Source organism: Albidovulum salinarum (genome assembly GCF_025673475.1).
Taxonomy (GTDB): domain Bacteria; phylum Pseudomonadota; class Alphaproteobacteria; order Rhodobacterales; family Rhodobacteraceae; genus Albidovulum; species Albidovulum salinarum.
Genome location: NZ_JAOVQO010000027.1, coordinates 22,533 through 30,637 on the forward strand (window position 1 = coordinate 22,533; position 8,105 = coordinate 30,637).

General features: G+C 61.8%; 9 protein-coding genes. 3 read left to right on the top strand and 6 right to left on the bottom strand.

The window, feature by feature from the left end; translation table 11 throughout:
• The first annotated feature begins 135 nt into the window (after window positions 1-135).
• Window positions 136-1,182, top strand: a complete 1,047-nt coding sequence (locus tag OEZ60_RS20365) for a GlxA family transcriptional regulator (protein ID WP_263340334.1) — start codon at window positions 136-138, stop codon at window positions 1,180-1,182.
• Window positions 1,183-1,258: 76 nt separating this feature from the next.
• On the opposite strand, the gene OEZ60_RS20370 is transcribed toward OEZ60_RS20365, so the two are convergent.
• From OEZ60_RS20370 to OEZ60_RS20390, 5 genes are all read right to left on the bottom strand, one after another.
• Complete coding sequence (locus OEZ60_RS20370; protein WP_263340336.1) at window positions 1,259-1,981, bottom strand: amino acid ABC transporter ATP-binding protein; 723 nt, start codon at window positions 1,979-1,981, stop codon at window positions 1,259-1,261.
• Window positions 1,978-2,655, bottom strand: coding sequence for an amino acid ABC transporter permease (locus tag OEZ60_RS20375; RefSeq protein WP_263340338.1), 678 nt, complete (start codon window positions 2,653-2,655; stop codon window positions 1,978-1,980). The genes OEZ60_RS20370 and OEZ60_RS20375 overlap by 4 nt, the downstream gene beginning before the upstream one ends.
• A gap of 10 nt (window positions 2,656-2,665) precedes the next feature.
• Entirely contained in the window at window positions 2,666-3,328 is a 663-nt protein-coding gene (locus tag OEZ60_RS20380) for an amino acid ABC transporter permease (protein WP_263340340.1), read from the bottom strand.
• An 86-nt stretch (window positions 3,329-3,414) separates the two neighbouring features.
• Window positions 3,415-4,248: a transporter substrate-binding domain-containing protein gene (locus OEZ60_RS20385; RefSeq protein ID WP_263340342.1), complete on the bottom strand. Its 834-nt coding sequence runs from the start codon at window positions 4,246-4,248 to the stop codon at window positions 3,415-3,417.
• A 130-nt stretch (window positions 4,249-4,378) separates the two neighbouring features.
• Window positions 4,379-5,443, bottom strand: a complete 1,065-nt coding sequence (locus OEZ60_RS20390; protein ID WP_263340344.1) for a GlxA family transcriptional regulator — start codon at window positions 5,441-5,443, stop codon at window positions 4,379-4,381.
• A 107-nt stretch (window positions 5,444-5,550) separates the two neighbouring features.
• On the opposite strand from OEZ60_RS20390, the gene OEZ60_RS20395 reads away from it, so the two are divergent.
• Complete coding sequence (locus tag OEZ60_RS20395) at window positions 5,551-6,648, top strand: mandelate racemase/muconate lactonizing enzyme family protein (RefSeq protein ID WP_263340346.1); 1,098 nt, start codon at window positions 5,551-5,553, stop codon at window positions 6,646-6,648.
• A 6-nt stretch (window positions 6,649-6,654) separates the two neighbouring features.
• A complete protein-coding gene (locus tag OEZ60_RS20400; RefSeq protein WP_263340348.1) occupies window positions 6,655-7,578 on the top strand; it encodes an ornithine cyclodeaminase family protein in 924 nt (307 codons plus the stop codon).
• Window positions 7,579-7,680: 102 nt separating this feature from the next.
• Here OEZ60_RS20400 and OEZ60_RS20405 read toward each other — a convergent pair whose 3' ends face one another.
• Window positions 7,681-8,004: an aldolase/citrate lyase family protein gene (locus tag OEZ60_RS20405; protein ID WP_317852854.1), complete on the bottom strand. Its 324-nt coding sequence runs from the start codon at window positions 8,002-8,004 to the stop codon at window positions 7,681-7,683.
• Window positions 8,005-8,105: the final 101 nt, after the last annotated feature.

An 8,105-nucleotide genomic window follows, 5' to 3' on the forward strand; every position in this document is an offset into this window, starting at 1 on the left:
GACCGTCAGAGCGCGTACAGGTTTCCGCACGGTGCCTCTCGCCCCGTTGGGAAAGGTGCAAAGAACCGCTTCTCGACACGAAGCGGCCGGGTGCGTTACCGTTTTATTGTACGCAAGGGACACGAGGGAGTCGCCGTGGATCGCGTGTTTACCAACGAGGTGCGCGAGGAGTTGGGGCCGCAGCGTCCGGCGCCAGCCATGCAGCCGAGCCTCCGCATCGGCATTCTGGCGGTCCCGGACTTCACGCTGATGTCCTTTTCGTGCTTTGTCGAATACCTCAGGCTTGCCGCCGACGAGCGGGATTTCAGCCGCAAGATCTACTGCGACTGGTCCTTGCTATCCAATTCCACCGATCCGATCCGGGCGAGTTGCGGGTTTGAAATGGTGCCGACTGCCGGCGTCGACACGCTGTCAAGCTACGACTACTTGCTGGTTCATGGCGGGATCCTGCATTCCCGCGAACGAACCCCGGACTACGTCTACCAGACGATCGACCGCGCGGTTCAGGAAAAGGTTCCCTTGGTCGGGCTTTGCACCGGCCAGTTCGTCCTGGCCGAGATGGGCCTGCTGGATGGCCGGAAATGCGCGGTGCATTTTTCCCAGGAACCGGCCATGAACAAGCTGTTTCCCAAGGTCGAGACCGATACCGAAAGCCCGGTCGTGGAGGACCGGGGGGTGATCACCTGTCCCGGCGGGCTGGCAGCGATTTCGCTCGCGACGCGGCTGGTCTCCGAGCACTGCGGCACCGCCCGCGCGGAAAAGGTCATGCACTACTTCATGGCCGACAGGCATGAATCGAACTTCCGGAAGTATTCGGATGTCCAGTCTCTCAGCGGCGGCTACTGCCAGGACAAGCGGGTTCTGAACGCGATCGCGATCATGCGCCAGCAGATGTACGAACGGAACGATATCGCGGACATCGCCGACCAGGTCGGCTCTTCCAAGCGCGGTCTGACGCGACTGTTCCATCTGCATTTCGACAAGGCGCCGATGGAGTACTGGCGCGACATCCGGCTCTCGGCCGCCCATTGGCAAATCGTCAACTCCGGGCGTTCGATTACGGAAATCGCCTATGAATGCGGCTTTACCGACAGTTCTCACCTGATCCGGTGGTTCAAGAAAAAATACGGGGTTACACCGTCCGCACTTCGCAAGGCAAACGTCCGGGTGGGAGCCCGCTAGCTCACGTTTGCCGCCGATGGCGAGAGAGACGGTGTAAACCGCAGGGCCGCCGGGCACGACCGACCCCGACCGTACCTCAGAGAATCTTGCCGAGGAATTCCTGCGTCCGCTTCATCTGCGGGTTGTTGATCAACTCCTTCGCGGGGCCGATTTCGTGGATTACACCCTCGTGGAAGAAGGCCACGCGGTCGGCGACCTCACGGGCAAAGGGGATTTCGTGCGTTACCGCGATCATGGTCATCCCTTCGGCCGCCAGAAGTCGCAGCGTATCCAGCACCTCTCCGACGAGTTCGGGGTCAAGCGCCGAGGTGACCTCGTCAAGCAGCATATAATCCGGCTTCATGGCGAGCGCCCGCGCGATGGCCAGTCGCTGCTGCTGTCCGCCCGAGAGCTGCGACGGGTAGTGGTCCAGCTTGTTGCCAAGCCCGACATGCGCCAGATGGTGTTCGGCGAGCTCCGTGGTTTCGGCCTTGCTCATGCCCAGGACGCGGCGCGGCGCCAGAGCCACGTTGTCGCGTGCCGTCAGGTGCGGGAAGGCGTTGAACTGCTGGAACACGATGCCGAGCTTCTGGCGCAGCTTGTTCTTGTCGGTGGATGATGCGTGAACATCGATCCCGTCGACCTCGATCCGCCCGGCCTGGATGTTCTCGAGCGCGTTGATGCACATCAACAGCGTCGACTTGCCCGAACCGGAGCCGCCGATGAGGCAAAGAACCTCGCCCTTCTCGACGTTGAGGTCGATGCCTTTCAGAACTTCCAGCGAGCCGAAGGACTTCCGGACACCCTCGATCTTGATCATGCTTCGACCTTTCCTTTGGAGGTCCAGGATCTTTCGTAACGCTGGACGGCTAGTGTGATGACGTGGCACATGACGAAGTAGAACGCGCCGGCTCCGATCAGGATTGCCAAGGGCTCCTGAATGCGCGTGATGACGATCTGGGAAGCCCGCAGGAGTTCCGGCGGGGACGCGCCGAGGACGGCGATCAGCGACGTGTCCTTCATCAGGCCGAGCATGAGACCGGTCCAGGACGGCAGGACCGTGCGGGCGCCGATCGGGACGACGACGTAGCGAAAGCTCTGGAAGTAGCCGAGACCGAGGCCCCGCGCTGCCCTCACCATGGTTGGCGGCACCGAATGGATCCCGGCCATGACCACCTCCGCCACATAGGCGGCGATGTAGAGCGACAGCGTGATCAGCCCCGAGACGAAGGGATTGATCGGGTATCCCGCGATCGCCAGGAAGCTGTTGAACAGCACGAACTGAATGATCAGCGGCACCGAGCGGATCACCTCGATGTAGATGCCCAGCGGGTAGTACAGCCACTTCACGCCCAGCGACCGGCCCCAGCCGACGAGGAACCCCAGAACCGATCCGGCGAAACCGCTGACCAGCGTCAGGAAGAACGTGATCCCCGCGCCCTGCAGCATCAGCAGGAAGTCATTGGAGGTGAAGGAGAAAGAAAGGTTGTTCATGTATTCATCCTCACCAACGGAAGGCACGGCGTGCGAGCAGACGGGAGCTGACCAGGATGGTCTCGACCACGATCAGGTAGACCACCGCGGCGGCAAGGTAGAACTCGAAGGGCCGGAAGGTCTGGGACTGCAGGAACGTCGTCATGCCGGTCAGTTCCTGAAGGCCGATGATCATCCCCATCGAGGTGCCCAGCATCGCCCAGACGATCTGGTTCGTGATCGGCAGGAAGACCGCCTTCAGCACCTGCGGGAAGATGACGTAGACGTACATCTGAAGCGAATTCATCCCCAGCCCCAATGCCGCGCCGCGCTGCGACGGGCTGACCGCATCCATGCCACCGCGCAGGATTTCCGCGAGATAGCCCGCATTGTTGAACGTGATTGCCATGAGGACCGCGAAATAGGGCGATATGTGAATGCCGAATGCCCCGAGGCCAAAGTATGCGAGGTAGATCTGCAGCAGGGCGGGCGTATTGCGCGCCAGCGCGACCCAGGTCGCGGTGAACCAGTAGAGGATCTTGTTGTCCGACCGGCGCCATACCGACAGCACCATTGCGATCAGCAGGCCAAAGATGACCGACAGCACCGTGATCTGAAGCGTCAGCAGCGCTGCATCCAGAAGCTCGGGCCAGTGTTTCCACACAACCCGCCATTGGAATCGGTAGTCGAACATCGGGGACCCCTGTTCTGGTAGGACGGCAGATACCAAGCGTCATCCGGGGAGTTTCCCCGGATGACTTGGATCTGCCGGGATTGCGGTCAGTAGCCGTGCACGCCGGGGAAGGCCATCGACGGTGCGTCGTAGCCGAACCAGGCGTTGTACAGTTCGTTTGTGCGGCCGTTCTTCCATTCGTGCCAGACGAACAGGTTGACCCAGTTCAGGAAGCCCTGCTCGTCGCGCTTGACCATCAGGCCGGTCCAGTCGGCGGGTGCCGAAGCAAGGGTGCAGCAGACACGGATCTCGCCCGCACCGGCGCCCTTGACGTATTCGCCAAAGATCGTGGTCGCCTCGACGATGGCGTCGACCTTGCCCTGTTGCAGCGCCAGGAACTGCTCAGAGTTCGTGCTGAAGGACGTGTAGGTCGTGCCGGAATCCTTCAATCCCTTTTCATAGGCGTCGAGGAAGGCCACCTCGCCCGTGGTGCCGCGCACGGTGCCGACGGACTTGCCGGCCAGATCGGCGTCCGACGTGATGTCGGTATTGTCGGCGGCGATGGCGATGCCAACGTCCCAGATCTGGTAGGGAATGCTGAACGCAACCGACTTCGCCCGCTCGAGCGAGTTCGTGGCCGAGGCCACCCCGATATGGACGCGCCCCGACAGGATTGCGGGGATGCGATCGGGTGCCGGCGTTTCGACGATCACTGCCTCGACGCCGAGGGCGGCGGCCATGTCCTTGCAGAACTCCACATCGAAGCCGATGGGGTTGTTGTCGTTGTCCCGCATGCCGACGGGCGGAACGTCAAGCATGACGCCACACTTCAGTTCACCGTCCGCGATGATGTCGTCGAGCATGTCGGCATGAGCCACCTGAGCGGTCATGGCGATCCCGGCTACGGTTGCGAGACCGGCGAAGCAGTTCGAAATTTTCATAAGGACCTCCCACTTTCCCAGCCCATTTCGCTTTGAGCCGCGGCGTGTCGCGGTGCGATGCTGGAACGCGGAAACCCTCTGGCATTCGACGATTCAATAATTGTATATCTGGGTCATATTTCGGTAAGAGCTAGTGGCCTCCGGTGGAGGTGGCTCTTCGGCGAAGTGCGGTGGGGCTCAGTTCGTAGCGCTTCTGGAACCAGCGGATGAGGTGGGAACTGTCCGCGAACCCGCTTTCATAAGCAATCTGGGCGATTGATCGATCCGTGTTCACAACCATCCAGTGTGCCGCGGAGAGGCGGATATCACGCCAGTATTCGGCCGGAGAGACCCGCAGGTACCGGTTGAACAGACGGGTCAGCTCCCGGCGCGATGTACCAACCTGGCGGGCGATGTCCGACACTGAACTGCGCTCATAGAGACTTTGGCGCATGATGCCGACGGCGTTCGCGACCCGCCGGTCCGGGCAATGTTCCCCCAGATAGTCCTGCCGTTCACCCGGCGTGCTATCGAAGATGGTTTTCTTGTCGGCCATCAGGTAGTGCAGAACCTTCTCGGCCCGGACCGCGCCGCACTTTCTGGACACGAGCGTGGTCCCCAGATTGAGAGCGGCGAGGCCCCCGGGGCAGGTCAGAAACGGGCCATCCTCCACGACGGGCTGGTCCGAAATCGGCGTAACCCGCGGGAAATGCCTGCGCAGCAAGGGCTCAAGAGAAAAGTGGACGGCACATCTCCTGTCGTCGAGCAGCCCCATTTCCGCGAACAAGAACTGCCCGGTGCAGAGGCCGGCGACGGGAATGTTCCAGTCGAGCGCATGCTGGATCGCGTCATAGATATATTGGGGGATCGCACGATGGGAGTGCATGATACCGCCATGGAACACCAGGCAATCATACTGATCCAGATTGCTCATGTCCGCGGTCGGCTGAAGCGACAGGCCGCTGCTTGAGACGAGCGGCCGCTCGTCGTCGGACAGCACCGACCAGGAGCAGTAGATCTGCCGGCTGAAGTCGCTTTCGTCGGCAGCGAGGCGCAGATAGTCGACAAGACAGGACAGGGACAACAGGGTGAAGTCGGGCGTCGGAACGATACCGACCTTCAGCGGCGTCTTGAGCTCCGGTGCCGCCATCTTCGGCCCGATCCACTGGTATTCCGTCCTTTGCGTCATTGCGTTTACCGGCGCCGCGACTTCCATGATTTGACCCAGACATACAATATTTCTCGCCCTGCGCGATCAATATTCGCGGGACGATCCTGCGGATATTTTTGGCTGTCCGATAAACCCAGCATGGGAGCACGCTGATGAAGATCACCAAAATCACCCTCTACCAGATCAGCGTGCCGATCAAGAACGGCCCCTATTCCTGGTCCAACCAGAGCTACGACGCGTTCGACAGCACCATCGTCAAGATCGAGACCGACGAGGGCATCTATGGCGTGGGCGAGATCTGTCCGCTCGGGCCGGCATATCTTCCGGCCTATGCCGAAGGCGCGCGGACCGGCATCATGACCCTGGCGCCGGGCCTGATCGGCGAGGATCCCTGCAACACCGCAGCGATCTACGCGCGGATGGACCAACTGCTCAAGGGCCATCCTTATGTAAAATCCGCCATCGACATCGCCTGTCTCGACATCCTCGGGAAATCCGTGAACCGCCCGCTCTATGCCCTGCTCGGCGGACGGCTCCAGGACAAGGTGCGGCTGTTCAAAGTCGTGTCGCGGGACGAGCCCGAGGTCATGGCCGAAAAACTCATCGGGTATCAGGAACAGGGCTTCACGCAGTTCCAGATGAAGGTCGGCGCCGATCCGGACGTGGATATCGTCCGGATCCGCAAGGTGTCGAGCGAACTGAAGGTGGGCAACAAGCTTGGCGCGGACGCGAATTGCGGCTGGCGGCAGCATGACGCCGTGCGCGTGGTATCGGCGGTTTCGGATCTGAGTTTCTATCTCGAGCAGCCCTGCACGACTTACGAGGAATGCCGGGTGGTGCGGGACCACGCCGCGCAGCCGATGATCCTTGATGAGTGCATGGAGTCGCTTCAAGTCATCCTTCGCGGCCATCAGGACCGGGCGATGGACGGCATCAACCTCAAGATCAACCGCATGGGCGGGCTGTCGAAATCCCGGCTGATCCGCGATGTCTGCGCCTCGCTCGGTATCATGATGACGATCGAGGATACCTGGGGCGGCGAGATCGCCGACGCGGCGACGGCCCATCTGGCCCATTCGACACCGAGGGAGCTGCACTTCCAATCCTCGGCCTTCCACGAGTACCAGAGCTTCCCGATCGCCGAGGGCGGGCCGGTCATCAAGGATGGATACATGGCGATGAGCGACGCGCCGGGTCTCGGTGTGGAGCCGGACTGGGATCGGCTCGGCGCTCCGGTCGCAAGTCTGTGACCGGGCATGCAGTTCGTTTCCGCCACGGAACTTCGGGAAGCCATGTCCTGGGAGAGGGCAATCGATGCCCTCGCCCGCGGACATGCCGGCAATCCGCCTAAGGTTCAGGACATTCTGATCAGCACGCCTCCGTACACGCTTTTTGGCCGGGGTGTCGTACTGCCGGGATGGGGCGCGGGGATGAAGATCGCCTCGATCCACCCGCCCAACACGACCCGGCCGGTTCCAACGCCGGTGGAACACGCGGTGTTCGCGGTCATCGACGAGGAAAGCAAGCAGTTCCGCGCCTTCTTCGACGGGCCGGAGCTGACCCGCTGGAAGACGGCGGCGGATTCCGCGCTCGGATCTCGCCTGCTTTCGCGTGCGGACAGCGAGACTTTGCTGGTCCTAGGTGCCGGACCGATTTCGGAAGCCCTCGTGGACGCGCATCTTCATGCGCGCCCGTCACTGAAGCGCGTTCTCCTGTGGAACCGGACGGCCAGTCGTCTGAAGCCCGTGCAAGACCGGCTCCTGTCTGCCGGACACCGGGCCGAAATCGTCTCCGACCTGCGGGAGGCCATTTCCCAGGCCGACATCATTTCTGCCGCGACGGGTACCCGCACCCCGCTGATCACCGGCGAGGACGTTCGTCCCGGAACCCATGTTGATCTGGTCGGCGGATACGCGCCCGACATGCGCGAGGCCGATGACGACCTGATGACCCGGGCAAAGGTATTCGTCGATTGCCGCCTCACGGCCGTCGACCATACCGGTGACATCTGCAATCCGGTCTCGCGCGGTCTTCTGAGCCCCGCTGATATCTTGGGCGACCTCTTTGACCTTGTTGCGGCCCCGATTGAAAGGGAGGGCGACGATATCACCCTCTACAAGAACGCGGGCGGGGCGCATTTTGATCTGATGGTTGCCCACGCCTTCTTTACGTCAAGATGACCCACTCGATATCAGCCACCGAGCTGCCCGAGACACAGGGCCCCGTCGCAGATCACGTTCATATCTGAATGCCCGGATCATGGCTTGCTGGCCCGATGCAGGCTATCCCATGTCCTGCGAGCCGCACACGGTCCGCGACCGCACGTTGCCCAGCAGGTTTTGCGCGCCTTTTGCAAAAAGACCGGCGTCGGTGCCGCGGGCCACGAATGAGAACCCGTCATTCAAAAGGTCGATCGCCGTTTCAGGGTTCGAGATCGGCGTGCCGACGGGATTGCCCAAAGAGCGCACCTCCTTGGCGGCTGTGGTGATCGCGCGCCAGACTTCCGCGTCCTCGGGTTGCCCGAGCTTGCCGAAGTCCGCGGCGATGTCCGCGGGCCCGAAAAAGATGCCGTCAATGGGTTCTGTTGCACAAATCCTGTAGGGGATTCATCTCGTGAAACCAGCGTGATAGCTGGGGTGCATGAGCAGACCGACCCCACCGACCTACAAGATCAGGAACTGGCCAGCCGACAATGAAGCGCTCAAGC

What these genes read in the sequence shown, in the direction of transcription:
- OEZ60_RS20400 (WP_263340348.1), top strand. Translation starts at nt 6,655, where the DNA reads ATGCAGTTCGTTTCCGCCACGGAACTTCGGGAAGCCATGTCCTGGGAG.
- OEZ60_RS20375 (WP_263340338.1), bottom strand. Translation starts at nt 2,655, where the DNA reads ATGAACAACCTTTCTTTCTCCTTCACCTCCAATGACTTCCTGCTGATG.
- OEZ60_RS20370 (WP_263340336.1), bottom strand. Translation starts at nt 1,981, where the DNA reads ATGATCAAGATCGAGGGTGTCCGGAAGTCCTTCGGCTCGCTGGAAGTT.
- OEZ60_RS20385 (WP_263340342.1), bottom strand. Translation starts at nt 4,248, where the DNA reads ATGAAAATTTCGAACTGCTTCGCCGGTCTCGCAACCGTAGCCGGGATC.
- OEZ60_RS20380 (WP_263340340.1), bottom strand. Translation starts at nt 3,328, where the DNA reads ATGTTCGACTACCGATTCCAATGGCGGGTTGTGTGGAAACACTGGCCC.
- OEZ60_RS20390 (WP_263340344.1), bottom strand. Translation starts at nt 5,443, where the DNA reads ATGGAAGTCGCGGCGCCGGTAAACGCAATGACGCAAAGGACGGAATAC.
- OEZ60_RS20395 (WP_263340346.1), top strand. Translation starts at nt 5,551, where the DNA reads ATGAAGATCACCAAAATCACCCTCTACCAGATCAGCGTGCCGATCAAG.